This is a genomic window from Allobosea sp. NPDC055594, from assembly GCF_053618995.1.
Genome location: NZ_JBSHIO010000004.1, coordinates 205,444 through 224,824, shown reverse-complemented (window position 1 = coordinate 224,824; position 19,381 = coordinate 205,444). Strand labels below are relative to the sequence as shown.

18 protein-coding genes are annotated in these 19,381 nt (G+C 69.3%); 17 read left to right on the top strand and 1 reads right to left on the bottom strand.

The genetic code is table 11. The features are described 5' to 3' along the window. Positions 1-111 precede the first annotated feature (111 nt). From ACWGRX_RS10590 to trmB, 13 genes are all read left to right on the top strand, one after another. Positions 112-606, top strand: coding sequence for a universal stress protein (locus ACWGRX_RS10590; RefSeq protein ID WP_291641080.1), 495 nt, complete (start codon positions 112-114; stop codon positions 604-606). Positions 607-702: 96 nt separating this feature from the next. Next, positions 703-1,269, top strand: coding sequence for a NifU family protein (locus ACWGRX_RS10585; protein ID WP_291641082.1), 567 nt, complete (start codon positions 703-705; stop codon positions 1,267-1,269). A 155-nt stretch (positions 1,270-1,424) separates the two neighbouring features. Beyond that, positions 1,425-2,126, top strand: coding sequence for a tRNA (adenosine(37)-N6)-threonylcarbamoyltransferase complex dimerization subunit type 1 TsaB (tsaB, locus tag ACWGRX_RS10580; RefSeq protein WP_291641084.1), 702 nt, complete (start codon positions 1,425-1,427; stop codon positions 2,124-2,126). Between the two features lie 2 nt (positions 2,127-2,128). After that, positions 2,129-2,626 carry a GNAT family N-acetyltransferase gene (locus ACWGRX_RS10575; protein ID WP_452117513.1) on the top strand — a complete coding sequence of 166 codons (498 nt, stop codon included), beginning with the start codon at positions 2,129-2,131 and terminating at the stop codon, positions 2,624-2,626. A 100-nt stretch (positions 2,627-2,726) separates the two neighbouring features. Then, positions 2,727-3,536: a lysophospholipid acyltransferase family protein gene (locus tag ACWGRX_RS10570; RefSeq protein WP_452117512.1), complete on the top strand. Its 810-nt coding sequence runs from the start codon at positions 2,727-2,729 to the stop codon at positions 3,534-3,536. A gap of 124 nt (positions 3,537-3,660) precedes the next feature. Further along, the gene (miaB, locus tag ACWGRX_RS10565; RefSeq protein WP_452117511.1) at positions 3,661-5,013 is read left to right on the top strand and encodes a tRNA (N6-isopentenyl adenosine(37)-C2)-methylthiotransferase MiaB; all 1,353 of its coding nucleotides are present in this window, start codon (positions 3,661-3,663) and stop codon (positions 5,011-5,013) included. A gap of 98 nt (positions 5,014-5,111) precedes the next feature. Beyond that, the gene (locus tag ACWGRX_RS10560; RefSeq protein WP_291642224.1) at positions 5,112-6,266 is read left to right on the top strand and encodes a PhoH family protein; all 1,155 of its coding nucleotides are present in this window, start codon (positions 5,112-5,114) and stop codon (positions 6,264-6,266) included. Then, complete coding sequence (gene ybeY / locus ACWGRX_RS10555; protein ID WP_452117510.1) at positions 6,263-6,859, top strand: rRNA maturation RNase YbeY; 597 nt, start codon at positions 6,263-6,265, stop codon at positions 6,857-6,859. The genes ACWGRX_RS10560 and ybeY overlap by 4 nt, the downstream gene beginning before the upstream one ends. Then, entirely contained in the window at positions 6,856-7,836 is a 981-nt protein-coding gene (locus ACWGRX_RS10550) for a hemolysin family protein (RefSeq protein WP_452117509.1), read from the top strand. Before ybeY ends, ACWGRX_RS10550 begins: the two co-directional genes overlap by 4 nt. Continuing rightward, positions 7,833-9,431: an apolipoprotein N-acyltransferase gene (gene lnt, locus ACWGRX_RS10545; RefSeq protein ID WP_452117508.1), complete on the top strand. Its 1,599-nt coding sequence runs from the start codon at positions 7,833-7,835 to the stop codon at positions 9,429-9,431. The genes ACWGRX_RS10550 and lnt overlap by 4 nt, the downstream gene beginning before the upstream one ends. Before the next feature lie 119 nt (positions 9,432-9,550). After that, entirely contained in the window at positions 9,551-9,961 is a 411-nt protein-coding gene (locus ACWGRX_RS10540; RefSeq protein ID WP_291646235.1) for a helix-turn-helix domain-containing protein, read from the top strand. Positions 9,962-10,120: 159 nt separating this feature from the next. After that, on the top strand, positions 10,121-11,326 hold the full coding sequence (metK, locus tag ACWGRX_RS10535; protein ID WP_452117507.1) for a methionine adenosyltransferase: 1,206 nt from the start codon (positions 10,121-10,123) through the stop codon (positions 11,324-11,326). 76 nt (positions 11,327-11,402) lie between these two features. Further along, the gene (gene trmB, locus ACWGRX_RS10530; protein ID WP_452117506.1) at positions 11,403-12,095 is read left to right on the top strand and encodes a tRNA (guanine(46)-N(7))-methyltransferase TrmB; all 693 of its coding nucleotides are present in this window, start codon (positions 11,403-11,405) and stop codon (positions 12,093-12,095) included. On the opposite strand, the gene ACWGRX_RS10525 is transcribed toward trmB, so the two are convergent. Next, a complete protein-coding gene (locus ACWGRX_RS10525) occupies positions 12,070-13,158 on the bottom strand; it encodes a DUF2336 domain-containing protein (RefSeq protein ID WP_452117505.1) in 1,089 nt (362 codons plus the stop codon). The genes trmB and ACWGRX_RS10525 overlap by 26 nt on opposite strands. 250 nt (positions 13,159-13,408) lie before the next feature. On the opposite strand from ACWGRX_RS10525, the gene rimP reads away from it, so the two are divergent. Genes rimP through infB form a run of 4 tightly spaced genes read left to right on the top strand, consistent with a single transcriptional unit; the run spans position 13,409 to position 19,323 of the window. Further along, positions 13,409-14,125, top strand: coding sequence for a ribosome maturation factor RimP (gene rimP, locus ACWGRX_RS10520; protein ID WP_291642237.1), 717 nt, complete (start codon positions 13,409-13,411; stop codon positions 14,123-14,125). Between the two features lie 5 nt (positions 14,126-14,130). Beyond that, complete coding sequence (gene nusA, locus ACWGRX_RS10515) at positions 14,131-15,723, top strand: transcription termination factor NusA (protein WP_291642239.1); 1,593 nt, start codon at positions 14,131-14,133, stop codon at positions 15,721-15,723. A 37-nt stretch (positions 15,724-15,760) separates the two neighbouring features. Then, entirely contained in the window at positions 15,761-16,489 is a 729-nt protein-coding gene (locus tag ACWGRX_RS10510) for an RNA-binding protein (protein WP_291642241.1), read from the top strand. Then, a complete protein-coding gene (gene infB / locus ACWGRX_RS10505) occupies positions 16,486-19,323 on the top strand; it encodes a translation initiation factor IF-2 (protein WP_291642243.1) in 2,838 nt (945 codons plus the stop codon). Before ACWGRX_RS10510 ends, infB begins: the two co-directional genes overlap by 4 nt. Positions 19,324-19,381 lie beyond the last annotated feature (58 nt).

Genomic DNA, 19,381 nt, shown 5'->3' with positions numbered 1-19,381 from the left:
TAGGCGGCCGGGCAAAGTGCGGTCCGCGCGGTCAGCGCGGGCCGGGGCTTGCGCTGACCTTGCGGCGCCTGCCACGATATCAGGCTCGGGAAGCGGCGACAGGCGGCGGCAATGGTCAAGAGACGGCGGTCCTATGAGACGGGCCATCGCCCGAAATTCCTGGCGGTGGTGGACGACAGCCCGGAATGCGCCAAGGCGGTGCGCTTCGCGGCCAGGCGCTGCGCCCGCGTCGGTGCGACCATCGTGCTGCTCGGCGTGGTCACGCCTCCGGCCGAGGAGAACTGGCTCGGCGTCGGCGAGGTGATGCGGGCCGAGGCCGAGGCGGAAGCCGAGGCGCTGATCGCCGCTGCGGCCGCCACGGTGCGCTCGCTCGCCGGGCTCGAGCCCGAGAAGGTGGTGCGTACCGGCATCAAGGCCGACGAGGTGGTCAAGCTGATCGAGGCCGACGAGGACATCTCGCTGCTGGTGCTGGCTGCAGGCACAGGCAGCAACGGGCCGGGGCCGCTGGTCAGCGCGCTCGCCGGCAAGAGCGCCGGGACCTTCCCGATTCCGGTGGCCATCGTTCCCGGCCATCTCGCCGACGAGGAAATCGACGCACTCGCCTGATCCGGCATGCCGGCGCGGCTGGAATGATTCCAGTAATGGGCCTATATCGGGAACAGGAACGGCGGCCTTGACCCGTCGGTGCCGGAGGTAAGATCCATGTTCATCCAGACCGAAGCCACGCCCAATCCCGCGACCCTGAAATTCCTGCCCGGCCGCAGCGTCTCGCCCGGAGGGCCGGTCGAATTGCGCGACCCGGCACAGGCCGATCGCTCGCCGCTCGCCGCGCGCCTGTTCGGCGTCAAGGGCGTCTCGGCGGTGTTCTTCGGCTCCGACTTCATCACCGTGACCAAGGCGGAGGGCGAATGGCCGCATCTCAAGCCCGCTATCCTCGGCGCGATCATGGAGCACTACATGTCGGGCGCCCCGCTGATGGCGGACGGCGCTGCGGATGCCGGTCCGGAGGAGAGCGAGGAGGAGTTCTTCGCCGACGAGGACGCGCAGACCGTCGAGACGATCAAGGAGCTGCTCGAGACCCGCATCCGCCCGGCCGTGGCCGGCGATGGCGGCGACATCACCTTCCGCGGCTTCAAGGACGGCACGGTCTATCTGGCGATGAAGGGCTCCTGCTCGGGCTGTCCCTCCTCGACCGCGACGCTGAAGCACGGCATCCAGAACCTGCTGCGGCACTTCCTGCCGCAGGTTCGCGAGGTCGAGGCGGTCTGAGCGCCGCCCCGCCTCGGTTCCTTCAATATTCTCCGGCGGTCATCCCGGCCGGAGCGCAGCGCAGAGCCGGGATCCATGCCTGAGCCTTCATCGGTGATGTTCCGGCATGGGTCCCGGGTCTTCCTTCGGTCGCCCGGGACGACCGGCCATTTTTCATGCCGGGTAGGCAACTAATGCGCATCCTCGCCATCGACACCGCGCTCGGCGCCTGCTCCGCCTGCGTGCTCGAGGCCGGTGCCACCCAGCCCGTCGCCATCGAGCAGGTGGCGATGGAGCGCGGCCACGCCGAAGCGCTCATGCCGATGATCGAGCGTGTGATGGGCAAGGTCGAGGGAGGCTTTTCCTCGCTTGATCGCGTCGCCGTGACCATCGGTCCCGGCAGTTATACCGGCTTGCGGGTCGGCATCAGTGCGGCCCGCGCCATCGCCTTTGCTGCCGGCATTCCGGCAGTCGGTGTCTCGACCCTGGCGGCGACCGCCGCTCCGCTGATCGGGCGCGAGGGCGGCCGGGTGATCGCCGCCGCGCTCGATGCCAGGCACGGCCAGGTCTGGTTCCAGGCGCTGAACGCGCAGGGCAAGCAGCTGGTTTCGATCCGCCAGGTCAACCATCGCGATGCAGCCCGCGCCATCGGCGCCGGCCCGGTCTCGCTCGTCGGCTCGGCGGCGCTCGCCGTCGCCAACGAGGCCTGGGCGATCGGGCTCGATGCCGTCGTCGTCGACGACGCCAGGGCGCCCGACGTGATCTGGGTCGCGCGGCTCGGCATGATCGCCGATCCGCAGAGCGCCCCGCCGCGCCCGCTCTACCTCAAGGAGCCGGAGACGACGCCGCAGGATCGTGCCCGCCTGCCGCGGCGCTGAGCATGGACTGGCTCGACCGCCTCCGCCACCGCCGTGCGGCCCCGGCCCGGACGGGCCGGCTCGATACGGCCCAGGCGCGACAGGTCGCCGTCTTGCATCATCAGGGCGGCTTCGCCCGGCTCTGGGATCCCGGCGAATGCGCGGCGCTTCTGGCCGATCCCTCGGTTCTCGCCGATGGCGTCTTCTCCGGTAGCGCCGTCGAGCCCTCAGGCTTCGTGATGTCGCGGATCGCTGCCGACGAGGCCGAGATCCTCAGTATCGTCGTCGCCAAGGGAAGCCGGCGTGGCGGTCTCGCCCAGGCGCTGCTGGCGGGGCATCTCGCAAGGCTCGCGGCGCGGGGCGTCGCCCGGCTCTTCCTCGAGGTCGAGGAGACCAATGCGGCCGCGGTCGGCCTATACCGCCAGTTCGGCTTCGCCGAGGTTGGTCGGCGCGAGGGCTATTACCCGAAGCCCGACGGCAGCCGCGCGGCCGCGCTGGTGATGCGGCTCGATCTTGGCTGAGCTGCCCTGGGCCGAGCTGTCCTGCGCGATTGCACGCCATGGACGGGCGGCCGGGCGGCGATTATAGCCGGAACCCTGTGAGCGGAGCTTGGTGCAGAGAATGAACGGCCTGGGTCCCGGTGCGATGCTGCGCATGGCGCTGATCAGCCTCGGAACGCTCGTCCTGATCCCGCCGCAACTGGTCTCGATGCGGCTGGGGGCTGGCCATGGCTTCCTGTTCACGCGCCTGTTCCATCGGCTGGTCTGTCGGGGGCTCGGCGTCCGCGCGGTGATTCGCGGCACGCCTCCTGGCCCCGGTGAGGGCGGGCTGATCGTCGCCAACCATGTCTCATGGCTCGACATCCCCGTGCTCGGCGCCGCGCGTCCGCTCTCCTTCGTCGCCAAGGCCGAGGTCGCGACCTGGCCGGTGATCGGCTGGCTCTCGACCTTGCAGCGCACCGTCTTCATCGACCGGAAGCGCCGCGGTGCTACCGCCGGCGTCGCCGTGGAGATGGGGCAGAGGCTTTCGGACGGGCAGGCTGTGGTGCTCTTCGCCGAGGGCACGACCGGCGACGGCACCCGCGTCCTGCCCTTGCGTTCCTCGCTGCTCGGCGCTGCACATGAGGCGGTGCGCGGCGAGAGCGAGGCGGAGGGCGAGGTGACGATCTACCCGCTCTGCATCACCTATCTCGGCTATCATGGCCTGCCCGGCGGGCGGGCGATACGCTCGGCCCTGGCCTGGCATGGCGACACCGAGCTCGCGCCGCATCTGAAGTCGATCCTGGCGGCCGGGGCGGTCGATGTCGAGCTCGCCTGGGGCGAGCCGATCCGGATGGGCCGCAAGCTCTCGCGCAAGGAGGCGACGCGGCTCGCCGAGATCGCCATCCGCCGGGCCCGGCAGGAGGCCGTCACCGGCCGGTCACGCGCTTGAGCAAGCCTCCAGGCGATTCGTCGGGAGCGGCCCGGATATTGCGTGCCCGCCTCCCGCGGCAGTATGATTCCCAAATCGCGGCCGGCTGGGTTAAGGAGACGGGATTGAGGTCGGATCGGCATTGATGAAGAAAGTCCACATCAAGTCCTATGGCTGCCAGATGAACGTCTATGACGGGCAGCGCATGGCGGATGTCCTGGGCGGCGAGGGGTACGAGGAGACCGCGACGCCCGACGACGCCGATCTGATCCTGCTCAACACCTGCCATATCCGCGAGCGCGCGGCGCACAAGGTCTATACCGAGCTCGGCAAGCTGCGTGAGCTGAAGCAGGACCGCAAGGCCGATGGTCGCGAGACCACGCTGGTCGTCGCCGGCTGCGTCGCCCAGGCCGAGGGTGCCGAGATCCAGCGTCGGCAGCCCGCGGTCGACCTTGTCGTCGGCCCGCAGGCCTATCATCGCCTGCCCGAATTGCTGCGCCAGGCGCGCGCCGGCCGCGTCGTCGACACCGACCTGCCGCCGGACGACAAGTTCGGCCATCTGCCGGCGCCCAAGCCTGCGGCGATCCTGGCGCGCGGCATCTCGGCCTTCGTCACCGTGCAGGAAGGCTGCGACAAGTTCTGCGCCTTCTGCGTCGTGCCCTATACGCGCGGCGCCGAGTTCTCGCGCCCGGTCGCGCAGGTGGTCACGGAGGTCGAGCGGCTGGCTGGTGCCGGGGTGCAGGACGTCACCCTGCTCGGCCAGAACGTCAACGCCTATCATGGCGAAGCGCAGGACGGGCAAATCTGGGGGCTGGCGCGGCTGATGCGCCGCCTCGCCGAGGTGCCCGGCATCGCCCGCATCCGCTACACCACGAGCCATCCGCGCGACATGGACGATGAGCTGATCGCCGCCCATCGCGACCTGCCGCAGGTGATGCCCTTCCTGCATCTGCCGGTGCAGGCCGGCTCCGACCGCATCCTCGCCGCGATGAACCGCAAGCACACCGCCGACGAATATCGCCGGCTGATCGAGAAGGTGCGCGCGGCCCGGCCGGACATCGCCCTGTCCTCGGACTTCATCGTCGGCTTCCCCGGCGAGAGCGATGCCGATTTCGAGGCGACGCTGAAGCTCGTCGAGGATATCCGCTTCGCCTCGGCCTATACCTTCAAGTATTCGCCGCGCCCCGGCACCCCGGCCGCGGAACTGGAGACACAGGTCGAGCCGGCGGTGATGGACGAGCGCCTGCAGCGCCTGCAGGCCCTGGTCGAGCGCCATCGCCAGGAGTTCAACCACGCCATGGTCGGACGCACCGTCGAGGTGCTGCTCGAGCGGGCGGGGCGCCATCCCGGCCAGCTTGCCGGCAAGACCCCCTATCTCCAGGCGGTCCAGATCGAAACCGCGACGCATCGCATCGGCGAGCGCGTCATGGTGACGATCGAGCGGGCCGGCTCGAACTCGCTGTTCGGCCGGGCCGTCTCACGGGAGCTCGCTGCCTGAGTGCGTATGCCTAGAAGTCGAGTCGGGTCTCGTCGCGTGCCTCTGCCTGCCCACGACCCCCGCTCCAGGAGAAGACACCTTTGGCCCAGGCCGATCCGATGAACCCGAGACCCGAACGCGGCCTTCGCCGCGACCCGCTGGCGCTCCGCGAGGAGGTGCCGGCGCGCGCCGGCCTGTCCGGCACGGAAGTGGTGCTGTCCTTCGACGACAACCAGCTCGCCAGCCTGGTCTTCGGGCAATACGACCAGAACCTGGCACATCTCGAGCGCCGGCTCGGCGTCGTCGTCAGCCCCAATGGCAACCACATCACCATCAAGGGGCCGCCGGACACCGCCGAGCAGGCCAGCCGCGTGCTGCGCACCCTCTATGCCCGCGCCAAGATCGGCGCCGCGGTCAATCTCGGCGAGGTCGACGGCGCGATTGAGGAGAGCAATGTGCAGCGCTCGCTCTTTCCGGCCGACAATGCCGGAAAATCGGCCTTCGACGCTATCGTCACCCGCAAGCGCGGCCCGGTGCGCGCCCGCAATGCGGCGCAGGACGCTTATCTGCGCCAGCTCAAGCGCCATGAGCTCGTCCTCGCCGAGGGGCCGGCCGGCACCGGCAAGACCTGGCTAGCGGTCGGCCATGCGGTCTCGCTGATCGAGCAGGGCGTCGTCGAGCGCATGGTGCTGTCGCGGCCGGCGGTCGAGGCCGGAGAGCGACTCGGCTTCCTGCCGGGCGACATGCGCGAGAAGGTCGACCCCTATCTGCGGCCGATCTACGACGCGCTCAACGATTTCATGGAGGCGCGCCATGTCGAACGCGCTTTGCAGACCGGCATGATCGAGATCGCGCCGCTCGCCTTCATGCGCGGCCGCACCCTGACCAATGCGGTCGTGCTGCTCGACGAGGCCCAGAACGCCACCTCCGTGCAGATGAAGATGTTCCTGACCCGCCTCGGCGAGGGCTCGCGCATGATCATTACCGGCGACCCCTCGCAGATCGACCTGCCGCCGGGCCAGCGCTCCGGTCTGGTCGAGGCGGTCAGGCTGCTCTCGGGCGTCGAGGGCGTCGGTCATGCCCGCTTCGAGGAGGGCGACGTCGTCCGCCACGAACTCGTGCGCCGCATCGTCATGGCCTATGAGGATGCCGCCAGGAAGGAACGCGACGAGCGTGAGGCCCGGCTCGCCAATCTCCAGCCGGCCGATGCCGGCCCGGTGGAGGGCGATGCCGACGGGTTGAAGCGCATGCTGTCGCGGGAGAGACCGCGATGAACGATCGACCTCGATCGCGGCGCGCCGCGCCGCGATCCGAGTTGCCGGCCGGTGGGCTGACGCTCGAACTGCGCCTGCAATCGCGGCGCTGGCGTGAGCTCGGCGATCTAAGGCCGCGCATCGAGGCGGCGCTCGCCGCCGGTCTCGCAGAAGCGCGCCTGACGCCGCTCGCAGGCGCCGAGCTCAGCCTGCTCCTGACCGACGACAAGCGCATCCGCGCCGTCAATCGCGACTGGCGCGGCTTCGACAAGCCGACCAATGTCCTCTCCTTCCCGGCCGTGCCGCCGGAGCGTGTCGCCGCGAGCCCGGTGCTCGGCGACATCGTGCTCGCCCTCGAGACGCTGACGCGCGAGGCGCAGGCCGAGGGCAAGAGTCTCGGCGATCATCTCAGCCATCTCGTCATCCATGGCCTGTTGCATCTGCTCGGCGAGGACCACGAGACCGAGGCCGAGGCGCAGCGGATGGAGGCGATGGAGACCGCGGCGCTCGCCCGGCTCGGCATCGCTGACCCCTATGCCGGAAGCGATCCGGAACCCACCAGGCCGCCTCCCGGAGCGGCCGCCTCCAAGAAGCAGTCTTCACCCGCGCCATGAGCGACGACCCTCGACCTAGCACCACCTCCGAGCCCGCCGGCCGCGGCCTGACCCATTGGCTCGGCCAGTTCCTCGATCGGCTCGGCCTGCGCCATGGCGGCTCCGTCCGCGAGGAGATCACCGAGGCCCTGGCGCAGGGAAGCGGCGGGATCGCCGACATCAGCCCGCAGGAGCGGGCGATGCTCTCCAATGTGCTCAGCTTGCGCGAGCGCCGGGTCGACGATGTCATGGTGCCGCGCGCCGACATCATCGCGGTTTCCCTCGATGCCACGCTGGCGGGGCTGCTCGCCCTGTTCCGCAGCGCCGGTCATTCCCGCCTTCCGGTCTATGGCGAGACGCTCGACGATCCGCGCGGCATGATCCATATCCGCGATTTCCTCGACTTTCTCGCGGCGTGCGCGAAGCCCGGCCGGGGTGGCGAGGGCGAGGCGGTTCCCGATCTCGGTGCCGTCGATCTCTCGGCGACGCTGGCGCAGGCGAACATCCTGCGCCCGGTGCTCTACGTCCCACCCTCGATGCCGGCAGTCGACCTCCTCGTCCGGATGCAGGCGACGCGGACCCATATCGCGCTGGTGATCGACGAGTACGGCGGCACCGACGGGCTGGTCTCGATCGAGGACCTGATCGAGATCGTCGTCGGCGACATCGAGGACGAGCACGATCATGACGAAGCGCCGACCATCGCGCCGGCCGGCGAGAACCGCTTCATCGCCGATGCGCGCGCGACGCTGGAGGAGTTGAACGAAGCCACCGGCATCGATCTCTCGCGGGCAGAGGTCGCCGAGGAGGTCGATACGCTCGGCGGGCTGATCGTGACCCTGGCCGGGCGCGTGCCGGCACGCGGCGAACTGATCAAGGGGCCGGAAGGCCTCGAATTCGAGGTGCTCGACGCCGATCCCCGCCGCGTCAAGCGCCTGCGCATCCATCGCCGTAGCGAGGTCGCGGCCGGCGAGGCCGCCGCACCGGACGCGCCATGACGGCACTGGCGGCTCTGGCCGATCGCGTCATCCTCGCCTGGGGCTGGCCGAAGCGCCTGATCGCCCTCGCGGCAGGCGCGAGCGGCGCTCTGGCCCTGGCGCCGCTCGATCTCTGGCCGCTTCTCGTCGTGCCGATGACCGTGGCGGTCTGGCTGATCGATGGTGCGGTTGCCGACAGCCGGGCTGGCCGCTTCCGCGCCGCCGCGCTCGCCGGCTGGTGGTGGGGCTTCGGCTACCATCTCGCCGGGCTCTGGTGGCTCGGCGCCGCCTTTCTGGTCGAAGCCGACAAATTCGCCTGGGCGATGCCGCTCGGCGTCGTGGCGCTGCCGGCCTTCCTGGCGCTTTTCCCGGCGCTCGGCTTCGGCTTCGCCCGGCTGCTCTGGCCGTCGGGAGCAGGGCGCATCCTTGTGCTCGCGGCGATGCTGGCGCTGAGCGAGTGGCTGCGCGGCCATGTGCTCACCGGCTTTCCCTGGAACGTGTACGGCATGATGCTGGCCGGGCCGGAATGGTTGGCGCAGAGCGCCTCGCTGTTCGGGCTCTACGGGCTGACGCTGCTCGCGGTGGCGATCGGGGCCGCACCGGCGGCGCTCGGAACGGGCGAGACCGCAAGGGCGCGCTGGCAGCCGACCGGGCTCGCCGTCGTAGCGCTCGCCGCCATGGCCGCGTTCGGCGCCTGGCGCGTGCCTGCCGGGCCGACGGCCGCGGTTGCGGGTGTGAAGCTGCGCCTGATGCAGCCGAACCTGCCGCAGGACGCCAAGTTCAGCCCGAGCAACAGCGAGATGATCCTGGCGCGCTATCTCGCGCTGAGTGATCGGGCGACCGGACCGAAGACGTTGGGCGTGCAGGACGTCACCCATCTGATCTGGCCGGAATCGGCTTTTCCCTTTCTGCTCGGGCGGACGCCGCAGGCGCTGGCGCGGATAGCGGCCCTGCTGCCGCCCGGTGCGACCCTGATCACTGGCGCGGCGCGCGCCGGCGAGGTGCTGCCCGGCGAGAGTCGGCCGCCGATCTACAATTCGATCCAGATCGTCGATGACGAAGGTGTGATCGCGGGCAGCTACGACAAGGTGCACCTCGTGCCCTTCGGCGAATATCTGCCGCCCTTTCTCGAGCGCCTGATCCGGGCCGTCGGCCTGTCCGAGTTCGTCTCGGTGCCCGGCGGCTTCGCCGCCGGCACGCGGCGCACGCCACTCCAGGTGCGCGGGCTGCCGCCGGCTGCCGCCCTGATCTGCTACGAGGTCGTCTTTCCGGGCGCCGCGATGCCGAGCGGGCCGAGGCCGGGCTATATCCTCAATCTGACCAATGACGGTTGGTTCGGCCGGACCAGTGGTCCCTATCAGCACCTGGCGCAGGCGCGGCTGCGGGCGATCGAGGAAGGGCTGCCGCTGGTCCGCGTCGCCAATACCGGGATATCGGCCGTGCTCGACGGCCATGGCCGGGTTCGAGCCGCCTTGGCGCTGGGCGAGTCCGGCGTGCTCGATGCGAGTCTGCCGCGGGCCGGGCCGCCGACACCCTATTCGCGCTTCGGGGATGTTTTTTTTGCATGCCTGATTGTAACCTCCCTGCTGTTTGGGCTATGGCCACGGCGCAAGTGATCCCGTTTGGAACCTTCCCGTCGATCGACACCTGCTATGAGGTACGGTCGTGGTCGCTACGTGCCGCTCACACCGGGCGGTACGAGGAATGACGGAACGCGAGGCCGGCAGCACCGATGTTGAAGAAAGTCCCCAATCCGATCGATCGCCATGTCGGCAGCCGCGTGCGCATGCGCCGCATGCTTGCCGGCGTCAGCCAGGAGAAACTCGGCGAGGCCCTCGGACTGACTTTCCAGCAGGTGCAGAAATATGAGAAGGGCGCCAACCGGATCAGCGCCAGTCGCCTGCAGCAGATCGCCAAGATGCTCGACGTGCCGGTGTCCTTCTTCTTCGAGGGGGCGCCGAGCGGCGACATGCCCGAAGGCGGCTTCGCGGACATGTCCGCGACGACCTATGTCTCGGACTTCCTCGCCACCAGCGAGGGCGTCCAGCTGACCAAGGCCTTCATCAAGATCAAGAGCAGCCGGGTTCGCCGGCGCATCGTCGATCTCGTCGAGGCCCTGGCCGAAGAAGGCGAGGAAAACGCCTGAATCGGGCCCGCTTCGTTCGCCTTGTCGAACGAATCATTTCTCAAATCACTATCCGGCCTTGACGGCGAACGTTTCCGCTGCAAAGACGCTGCGCGTTTTTGCAATCCTGCAGGCGCGCCTGCGGCTGCCTGGACGATTCCGCCAACGAGGATACCGCCTGTGTCACGCCAGAACTATCTCTTCACCAGCGAGTCGGTCGGCGAAGGCCATCCGGACAAGGTCTGTGACCGGATCTCCGACGAGGTCGTCGATCTGTTCTTCAAGGAAGCGGCCAAGGCCGGCATGGACGCGGCCCAGGTCCGCGTCGCCTGCGAGACGCTCGCCACCACCAATCGTGTCGTGATCGCCGGCGAGGTCCGTACCTCGCTCGACGAGAAGGCGATGAAGAGCAAGGTCAAGTCGGCGGCGCGCAAGGCGATCCGCGCGATCGGCTACGAGCAGGACGGCTTCCACTGGAAGAAGTGCAAGATCGACGTGCTGCTGCACGCCCAGTCGGCCGACATCGCCCAGGGCGTCGACGCCTCCGGCAACAAGGACGAGGGTGCCGGCGACCAGGGCATCATGTTCGGCTATGCCTGCCGCGAGACCCCGGAGCTGATGCCGGCGCCGATTTATTACGCCCACAAGATCCTCGAGGTCCTGGCCAAGGCCCGCCATTCCGGTGAAGGTGCCGCCGCCAAGCTCGGCCCCGACGCCAAGAGCCAGGTCACCGTCAAGTACGAGAACGGCAAGCCGGTCGGCGTCACCCAGATCGTGCTCTCGACCCAGCATCTCGACGAGAAGCTCTCCTCGGCCGATGTCCGCAAGATCGTCGAGCCCTATATCCGTCAGACCCTGCCCGATGGCTGGATCTCGAAGGACACCGTCTGGCACGTCAACCCGACCGGCAAGTTCGTCATCGGCGGCCCTGACGGCGATGCCGGCCTGACCGGCCGCAAGATCATCGTCGACACCTATGGCGGCGCTGCGCCGCATGGCGGCGGCGCCTTCTCGGGCAAGGACCCGACCAAGGTCGACCGTTCGGCCGCTTACGCCGCGCGCTATCTCGCCAAGAACGTCGTAGCCGCCAAGCTCGCCGAGCGCTGCACGATCCAGCTCTCCTATGCCATCGGCGTCGCCAAGCCGCTCTCGATCTATGTCGACCTGCACGGCACCGGCAAGGTCGACGAGGCCAAGCTCGAAGCCGTCCTCGGCGAGGTCATGGACCTGACCCCGCGCGGCATCCGCACCCATCTCGGCCTCAACAAGCCGATCTACGCCAAATCGGCCGCCTACGGCCATTTCGGCCGCAAGCCGGGCCGCGACGGCAGCTTCTCCTGGGAGAAGACCGATCTCGTCGACGCGCTGAAGAAGGCGCTGGCCTGATCTGCGCTTCGGCATTCTCGATCACCATGGCCGGGGCAGGGTGCCCCGGCCATTTTCTTTCGTCAGGACGGCGGCGATGACAGATCAGCACGATCCAGACCGGGCCTTTTTCGGCCGGCGCAAGGGCAAGGGCCTGCGCGAGGGCCAGGCCGGCCGGATCGCCGACGTGCTGCCGCGCCTGCGCCTGCCGGAGGGCGAGATCGCTGACCTCGCCAGCCTGTTTCCGGCTCCCGTCGAGGCCGTTCGCCTCGAGATCGGTTTCGGCGGCGGCGAGCATCTGCTGCACCGCATGCGCGAGAGCCCGCAGATCGGCTTCATCGGCTGCGAGCCCTTCATCAACGGCATGGCGAAGTTCCTCGCGGTGATCGAGCGCGAGGGGCTGCGCAATGTCAGGCTCTGGGATGGCGATGCCGCCCTGATGCTGCCGCGCCTGCCGGCCGGCAGCCTGGACGCGGCCGATCTGCTCTATCCCGATCCCTGGCCGAAACGGCGCCAGCGCAAGCGTCGCTTCGTCTCGGAGCGCACGCTCGGCCTGCTGGCGCGCGCCTTGCGGCCGGGCGGCCGCTTCCGCTTCGCCAGCGATATCGACGACTATGTCGGCTGGACGCTGGCCCGGCTGCTCGCCTCGCCCGATTTCGACTGGGCCGACGAGAGTGCCGACGACTGGCGCCGACCCTATCCGGGCTGGATCCGCACCCGCTACGAGGCCAAGGCGGTGAGGGAGGGGCGGGTGCCCAGCTATCTCACGGCGTTCCGTCGCGCATCCTGAGGAAGCCGAGCACGCGCTGGGCCGTCGTCGGGGTCAGGTTGCGGAAGCTGATCTGCGCCCGCTCGAGGACCGGCGCCGACTTGCCGTCGCCCTTGCGCAGTTGGATCAGCGTCTTGGTGGTCTCCCAGGACCAGCCCATGCCGCGCGCCACCAGGAGCACGGCGTCGCGATCCGGCCCGAAGACGATCTGCTCGGTCGCGGGCAGGGAGAGCCCGGCGAGCACCGCGACGCCGCAGATCGCATGCTCCGCGGCGCCGGACGCGGCGTAGTGCGCGACCATGGCTTCGTCGAGCTTGCCGGTCTCGTTGAGGGCCTTGATGTCGGCGAGCGCCGTGCCGAACTTGCCGAGATCGTCGCCGATCTCGCTTTCCGACGACACGGTTTCGGCGCTGCGCTCGACGGCGCCGGCGACGACGCCGGCCATGGCCGGTTCCAGCGAGGCTTCGAGCCGCCGCCGGGCGGAGTTCTTGGCCGCGGTCAGGAGCTGATCGGTGAGGTCGGCCGGCACGTCGGCGCGGGTGCCCAGCGTCGCCTGCAGGGCGTCGTCCTGGGCGGCGCGCATCACCAGCACGCCCATGCCATGGCGTGAGAAGCGCGCGCTCTGGTTTGCCGCGACCGCATGGGTGACGACGCGGCCGCCGCGCAGGATCAGGAAATCGGTCACCGGTTCGCCGAGATCAGGCCGCTCGGTAATGGCGAGCATGTGGTCGCGGCCCTTGGCGGCCGAGATCGCGACGAGGTCGTTGTCGCTGAGGCGCGGCGAGGCGACCAGCACCGGCCGGGCGACCGCGATCTCGTCGAGGGCGAGCTGGCGCACGACGCCGCTCGGCGCGTTCGGCACCTCCGAAAGGCGCTCCGACAATTCGATGCGGGCGCGCAGCTCGATTGCGCGCGCGAGACGGCCGATGACGACGTCGAAGACGCTGATCTGGTCCTCGGCCATGCCGGCGGCCGTGCTCAGGAACAGTTCGGTCAGCTTTGCCAGGATGGCGGCGCGCTCTTCGCTGGAGCCGCGCGCCATCGTTGTTTCGAGGTCGCGCAGCAGCGCTCCGACGGGACTCATCAACGCAACCTCTTCACCAGGACGGGCGAAAGGCTAGCAGGCAAGAATGACCAGCCGGTTAGCGGAACGATCCAAACCGCGCCGTGCCGCCATGCAACTTGCAAGATGCGCCGAACAGGACTAGATAGGGCGCCAACAGCTCTGGTTTCGGTGTAAGCCGGCGATCAAGAGCGGGCCCACCGGCCCGCTCTTTTTTGTTGGCCGAAGCCGTCCGGGCGCAGCGGCCGCCATCGGCGCCGCAGGCGAGGTGATGGCGAGCCGGGCAATGGGCGAGCAGGACATGCAGGATCAGGAACAGCGGATCGTCGTCGAGACCGGCGTCGCGGCACGTGTCGCCGCGATCGTGGAACCGGCGATCGCCGATATCGGCTATCGGCTGGTGCGTGTCCGCATCACCGCCCAGAATGGCTGCACCTTGCAGATCATGGCCGAAAAGCCGGACGGTACCATGACCGTCGAGGGCTGCGAAGCTGTCAGCCAGGCGGTTTCGCCGGCCCTCGATGTCGACGACCCCATCCAGGCGGCGTATCATCTCGAGGTTTCGTCGCCCGGCATCGACAGGCCGCTGGTCCGCCCGGCTGATTTCGAGCGTTGGGCCGGCCATCTCGCCAAGATCGAGACCGTCGAGCCCGTCGCCGGACGCAAGCGCTTCCGCGGCATCCTGCGCGGTGTCGCCGGCGCCGAGGTCCTGCTCAGCCGCGACGATGCGAAATCCGAGGAGGAGCGCGACGTCGCGATCCCCATGCGGATGATCGACGAGGCGCGGCTGGTGCTGACCGATGCGCTGGTCACCGAATCGCTCCGGCGCGGCAAATCCGGCCTGCCGCCGGAAATGCCTCCGGCCGACGAGATCGCGATGCCCGTGCCCGGGCGCGGCAAGTCGCTGGGGCCGCGCGACCCCAAGGCCCGCAAGCCGGCCAAGGGCAAGAAGCCGTCTTCCGAGCAGAACCGAGAAGAAGAGGAGTGAGTGCAATGGCTGTCAGCGCCAACAGGCTCGAACTGCTGCAGATCGCAGACGCCGTCGCCCGCGAGAAGTCGATCGACCGTCAGATCGTGATCGACGCGATGCAGGACGCCATCGCCAAGGCGGCGCGCTCGCGCTACGGCGCCGAGACCGATGTCCATGCCGAGATCAACACCAAGTCCGGCGAGTTGCGCCTGGCCCGCCATCTCCAGGTCGTCGACCTTGTCGAGAACGGCGCGACCGAGATCACCGTCGACGAGGCCAAGCGCCACAACCCGGCCGCCCAGGTCGGCGACGTTATCGCCGATCCGCTGCCGCCCTTCGATTTCGGCCGCATCGCCGCCCAGTCGGCCAAGCAGGTCATCGTGCAGAAGGTGCGCGAGGCCGAGCGCGATCGTCAGTATGACGAGTACAAGGATCGCATCGGCGAGATCGTCAACGGCGCCGTCAAGCGCGTCGAATACGGCAATGTCTTCGTCGATCTCGGCCGCGGCGAGGCGATCATCCGCCGCGACGAGATGATCCCGCGCGAGACCTTCAAGGTCGGCGACCGCGCCCGCGCCTATGTCTACGATGTGCGCCGCGAGCCGCGCGGCCCGCAGATCTTCCTGTCGCGCACCCATCCGCAGTTCATGGCCAAGCTCTTCGGCCAGGAAGTTCCGGAGATCTATGACGGGATTGTCGAGGTCAAAGCCGTTGCCCGCGACCCAGGTTCGCGCGCCAAGATCGCCGTGATCTCGCGCGATTCCTCGATCGACCCGGTTGGCGCCTGCGTCGGCATGCGCGGCTCGCGCGTGCAGGCCGTGGTCGGCGAGCTGCAGGGCGAGAAGATCGACATCATTCCGTGGTCGCCCGATGTCGCGACCTTCGTCGTCAACGCGCTGCAGCCGGCGGAAGTCGCCAAGGTCGTGCTCGACGAGGAAGCCGACAAGATCGAGGTCGTGGTGCCGGACGAGCAGCTCTCGCTCGCCATCGGCCGCCGTGGCCAGAACGTCCGTCTCGCCTCGCAGCTCACCGGCTGGGATATCGACATCCTGACCGAGGCCGAGGAATCCGAGCGTCGCCAGAAGGAGTTCGTGCAGCGCACGGAGATCTTCATGAACGCGCTCAATGTCGACGAGACCGTCGGCCAGCTGCTCGCCTCGGAAGGCTTCCGCTCGGTCGAGGAGGTCGCCTATGTCGAGCCCTCCGAGCTCTCCTCGATCGAGGGCTTCGACGAGGATACCGCCGCCGAGATCCAGACGCGCGCCCAGGACTATCTCGCCGCCATCGAGGCCGAGTTCGACGAGAAGCGTCGGGCGCTCGGCGTCGAGGACGAGCTGCGCGAGGTCGAGGGCGTCACCACCGCGATGATGGTCGCGCTCGGCGAGAACGACGTGAAGAGCGTCGAGGACCTTGCCGGCTGCGCCACTGACGACCTCGTCGGCTGGACCGAACGCAAGGATGGCGAGACCACCCGCCATTCCGGCTATCTCGACGGTTTCGATCTGTCGCGTCAGGACGCCGAGGCGATGGTGATGGCCGCCCGCATCAAGGCGGGCTGGGTCGAGGCGCCGGAGCCGGCTGCCGAAACCGACGCCGAAGAAGAGGCGCAGGCCTGAGGACAAGAGCCTGAGGACGAAAGCCGGAGACCGCGCCATGGCGCCGCGGGTCGAGCGCGAAGCCCGAGCGGACAAGGCCCAGGAACGGACCTGCGTGGTGACGCGCCAGGCGCGCGCTCCCGAGGACCTGATCCGTTTCGTCGTCGGCCCCGGCGACATATTGGTGCCCGATCTCCGGCGTAAGTTGCCGGGGCGTGGCGTTTGGGTCGGGCTGAGCGCCGCTGCGGTCGGCCAGGCGGTGAAGCGCAAGGCCTTCGAGCGCTCGTTGAAGCAGAAGGTCGCGGTTTCGGCGACGCTGGCCGACGAGGTCGACGCTCTGATGGTGCGCGATGCGATCCAGGCGCTGGCCATGGCCAATAAGGCCGGCCTGGTTTCGAGCGGCTTCGGCAAGGTCGAGGCGCTCGCCGGTTCGGGCCAGGCAGCGGCGATCATCGCCGCGAGCGATGGCGCCGAGGACGGCAAGCGCAAGATCGGCCAGGCGCTGCGGCGGGCTGCCGCGATCCGCGCCGAGGCCGGGCTGAAGCCGCGCAACATCCCGGTCGTCGCGATTTTCGCGGCGGCAGAACTGGAACTGGCGTTAGGGCGTGAGCATGTGATACATGCAGCCCTTGTTCCGGGACCGGCGACCGAGGGCTTCCTCTCGCGCTGGCGTCGGCTCGTCCGCTTTCGGACGGACGATGCTGGCGGGACGCCGATTATCGACCCGGCGGAATCCGACGCTGCAGATCAAACGAAGACCGAACCGGCAGGACCGAAAGCGGAATGACTGACACGAAGAACCCGGGCGACAAGACCTTGAGCGTGACGCCTCCCAAGACGTTGTCGCTGAAGCGGCCTGTCGAACAGAGCACGGTTCGGCAGAGCTTCTCGCATGGGCGTTCGAAGCAGGTCGTTGTCGAAGTGAAGCGCCGCGTCGGCGGCCATGAGCCTGCCGCTCCGGCGCCGGTCGCCCGCGCCCCGCAGCCGCCGGCCGCGCCTGTCGCGCCGCGCCCGCAGCCTGCTCCGGCCCGTCCGGCAGGGGGCATGCTCCTGCGCACCTTGTCCGATGACGAGAAGGATGCGCGTCTGCGCGCCCTTTCCGATGCCCGCGCCAGCGAGGCCCAGGCGCGTGCCCGCGCCGAGGAGGAGGCCCGCCAGCGTGCCGCCCGCGAGGAACGCGAGCGCGCCGAACGCGAGGCCGCCCAGGCGCGTCAGCGCGAGGAGGAGGAGCGTCGCCGCCAGGAGGAGGAGCGCAAGCGCCGCGCCGACAGCGCCATGCGCCAGCGCGAGGAAGTGGCCGCGCCGCGCCCGGCCGCCCCGGCCGCTCCCGCCCCGCAGGCCGCCGCCCCGGTTTCGCCGCCGGCCGCGCCCGCACCTGCCGCTCCGCAGGCCGCCGCGCCGCGCCCGGCGCCGTCCGGCCAGCGTGATTACGGAACGCCGCGTACCCCGATGCGCGATGTCGGCGCCCGTCCGCCGCGCCTCGACTATCGCCCGCCCCGCCCCGATACGCCGCGTCCGCCGCGTCCCGACGCCAATGCGACGGCAGAGCCGCTCGTCGCCCGGCCCGCGCGCCAGGCGCCCGCCTCCGCCGGTGCGCCGCGCAGCCGCCCCGAAGAGGGCGAGGCGCGTCCCGCCTTCCGTCGCCCGGGCGGTAGCCCCGGTGGCGCGCCGCGTGGCGCTCCGGCTCCGGCTCCCAAGACCCCGAAGGCCGGCGAGAAGCCGCGTGGCCGCCTGACGCTGTCCACCGCCACTGGCGGGGATGACGAGCGCACGCGTTCGGTCGCGGCTTTCCGTCGCCGCGTGCAGCGCATGACCGGCCACCGCGCCTCGGACGTCGCCAAGGAGCGCGTGATGCGCGAGGTGATCATCCCCGAGACGATCACCATCCAGGAACTCGCCAACCGCATGACCGAGCGGGGCGTCGACGTCATCCGCCTGCTGATGAAGCAGGGCGCGATGCACAAGATCACCGATGTGATCGACGCCGACACCGCCCAGCTCGTCGCCGAGGAAATGGGCCACACCGTCAAGCGCGTCGCTGAATCCGACGTCGAGGAAGGCCTGTTCGACACGCCGGACACCGATGAGGCGCTGGTTTCGCGCCCGCCGGTGGTCACCATCATGGGCCATGTCGACCACGGCAAGACCTCGCTGCTCGACGCGATCCGCAAGACCCATGTCGTCACCGGCGAGGCCGGCGGCATCACCCAGCATATCGGCGCCTATCAGGTGACGACGCCTTCGGGCGCCAAGGTGACCTTCATCGACACCCCCGGTCACGCCGCCTTCACGGCGATGCGCGCCCGCGGCGCCAAGGTGACGGATCTGGTCGTGCTCGTGGTCGCCGCCGATGACGGCGTCATGCCGCAGACGGTCGAGGCCATCCATCACGCCAAGGCGGCGAAGGTGCCGCTGATCGTGGCGATCAACAAGATCGACAAGCCCGACGCCAACCCGGATCGGGTGCGTTCCGAGCTGCTGCAATACGAGATCCAGGTCGAGTCGCTCGGCGGCGAGACGCTGGAGATCGAGCTGTCGGCCAAGACCGGCCAGGGGCTCGACTCGCTGCTCGACGCGATCGCGCTGCAGGCCGAGGTGCTCGACCTCAAGGCCAATCCGGATCGTGCCGCCGAAGGCACGGTGATCGAAGCCAAGCTCGACCGCGGCCGCGGCCCGGTTGCGACCGTGCTGGTCCAGCGCGGCACGCTGCGCACCGGCGACATCATCGTCGCCGGCTCCGAATGGGGCCGTGTCAGGGCGCTGATCGGCGACACCGGCGCCCAGATCAAGGAGGCTCCGCCTTCGTTGCCGGTCGAGGTGCTCGGCTTCAACGGCACGCCCGAGGCCGGCGACCGCGTCGCGGTGGTCGAGTCCGAGGCGCGCGCCCGCGAGATCACCGATTATCGCGAGCGCCAGAAGCGCGATCGCCTCGCCGTCCGCGGCGCCGGCTCGGGTGCCGGCCGCTCGCTCGCCGAGATGATGCGCGAGCTCAAGGAAGGCGCCGGCCGCAAGGAGTTCCCGCTCGTCGTCAAGGGCGACGTGCAGGGCTCGGTGGAGGCCATCGTCGGTTCGCTCGAAAAGGTCGGCAATGACGAGGTGCGCGCCCGCGTGCTGTCCTCCGGCGTCGGCGCGATCACCGAATCCGACGTCACCCTGGCGCAGGCCTCGGGTGCGGTCGTGGTCGGCTTCAACGTGCGCGCCCATAAGGAAGCGCGCGAGGCGGCTGAGCGGGCAGGCGTCGAGATCCGCTACTACAACATCATCTACAACCTGATGGATGACGTTAAGGATGCGATGTCGGGCCTGCTGGCGCCGACCCTGCGCGAGACCATGCTCGGCAACGCCCAGATCCTCGAGATCTTCAACGTCTCGAAGGTCGGCAAGATCGCCGGCTGCCGCGTCACCGACGGCACGATCGAGCGTGGCGCCAATGTCCGCCTGATCCGCGACGGCGTCGTGGTCCACGAGGGCAAGCTCTCGCAGCTCAAGCGCTTCAAGGACGACGCCAAGGAAGTGGTGGCCGGCCAGGAATGCGGCATGTCCTTCGAGAACTATCAGGACATGCGCCAGGGCGACGTGATCGAGTGCTATCGCGTCGAGGAGATCAAGCGGACGCTCTGAGCGTTCGTTTGCCGCCGCGTCATGGCCGGGCTTGACCCGGCCATCTCGTGACGAAAGC

Coding starts and splice junctions, on each gene's coding strand:
- ACWGRX_RS10590 (WP_291641080.1), top strand. CDS start 112: ATGGTCAAGAGACGGCGGTCCTATGAGACGGGCCATCGCCCGAAATTC.
- ACWGRX_RS10585 (WP_291641082.1), top strand. CDS start 703: ATGTTCATCCAGACCGAAGCCACGCCCAATCCCGCGACCCTGAAATTC.
- tsaB (WP_291641084.1), top strand. CDS start 1,425: ATGCCGGGTAGGCAACTAATGCGCATCCTCGCCATCGACACCGCGCTC.
- ACWGRX_RS10575 (WP_452117513.1), top strand. CDS start 2,129: ATGGACTGGCTCGACCGCCTCCGCCACCGCCGTGCGGCCCCGGCCCGG.
- ACWGRX_RS10570 (WP_452117512.1), top strand. CDS start 2,727: ATGAACGGCCTGGGTCCCGGTGCGATGCTGCGCATGGCGCTGATCAGC.
- miaB (WP_452117511.1), top strand. CDS start 3,661: ATGAAGAAAGTCCACATCAAGTCCTATGGCTGCCAGATGAACGTCTAT.
- ACWGRX_RS10560 (WP_291642224.1), top strand. CDS start 5,112: ATGAACCCGAGACCCGAACGCGGCCTTCGCCGCGACCCGCTGGCGCTC.
- ybeY (WP_452117510.1), top strand. CDS start 6,263: ATGAACGATCGACCTCGATCGCGGCGCGCCGCGCCGCGATCCGAGTTG.
- ACWGRX_RS10550 (WP_452117509.1), top strand. CDS start 6,856: ATGAGCGACGACCCTCGACCTAGCACCACCTCCGAGCCCGCCGGCCGC.
- lnt (WP_452117508.1), top strand. CDS start 7,833: ATGACGGCACTGGCGGCTCTGGCCGATCGCGTCATCCTCGCCTGGGGC.
- trmB (WP_452117506.1), top strand. CDS start 11,403: ATGACAGATCAGCACGATCCAGACCGGGCCTTTTTCGGCCGGCGCAAG.
- ACWGRX_RS10525 (WP_452117505.1), bottom strand. CDS start 13,158: ATGAGTCCCGTCGGAGCGCTGCTGCGCGACCTCGAAACAACGATGGCG.
- rimP (WP_291642237.1), top strand. CDS start 13,409: ATGGCGAGCCGGGCAATGGGCGAGCAGGACATGCAGGATCAGGAACAG.
- nusA (WP_291642239.1), top strand. CDS start 14,131: ATGGCTGTCAGCGCCAACAGGCTCGAACTGCTGCAGATCGCAGACGCC.
- ACWGRX_RS10510 (WP_291642241.1), top strand. CDS start 15,761: ATGGCGCCGCGGGTCGAGCGCGAAGCCCGAGCGGACAAGGCCCAGGAA.
- infB (WP_291642243.1), top strand. CDS start 16,486: ATGACTGACACGAAGAACCCGGGCGACAAGACCTTGAGCGTGACGCCT.